1 protein-coding gene is annotated in these 513 nt (G+C 66.5%); it reads left to right on the forward strand.

Annotation, left to right across the window (positions count from 1 at the left end):
* Positions 1-40 precede the first annotated feature (40 nt).
* Positions 41-513 (forward strand): TonB-dependent receptor plug domain-containing protein (locus C9414_RS21175; protein ID WP_142398096.1); only part of this gene is annotated, 473 nt, incomplete at its 3' end.

Consider the following 513-nt stretch of genomic DNA (forward strand, 5'->3'; position numbering starts at 1 on the left):
CGACACTCCGGGGCTTCCCTCTGCTGAAGGTCCGGTTTCGATGCGAACGATTGCGCGCTTTCCCCGTGTCTCGCTGCTTGCCCTGCTGATCGCCCCTGCACTGGACGCCCTGGCCGAGGCACCGCAGGGCGAGGCGGCCGAAGCGCGCAGCGGCGATGCCCGTACCCTGGACCAGGTGCAGGTGATCGGCCAGGCCACCAGCTACGCCAAGACCTCGGTACGCGCGGAAACCCTGAACCGGGAGACGGTGATGAGCAGCGTCAACGATGCACTCAACGAGGTGCCAGGGGTGGTGGTCAGCGAGGCCGATGCCACCGGTTCGTCGGTATGGGGCACCCAGATCAGCATGCGCGGCTTCGTCACCAACCGCGACACGCAGCAGATCGGCACCACCATCGATGGCCTGCCCAACGGCGGTTCGGGCTACGGCGGCGGCTCGCTGGCCAACCGCTACATCGACACCCTGGACCTGGAAACGGTGGAAGTCAGCCAGGGTACGGCAGATATTTCCTC

Source organism: Bacillus sp. Nf3 (assembly GCF_003028545.1).
Lineage (GTDB): Bacteria > Bacillota > Bacilli > Bacillales > Bacillaceae > Bacillus > Bacillus safensis.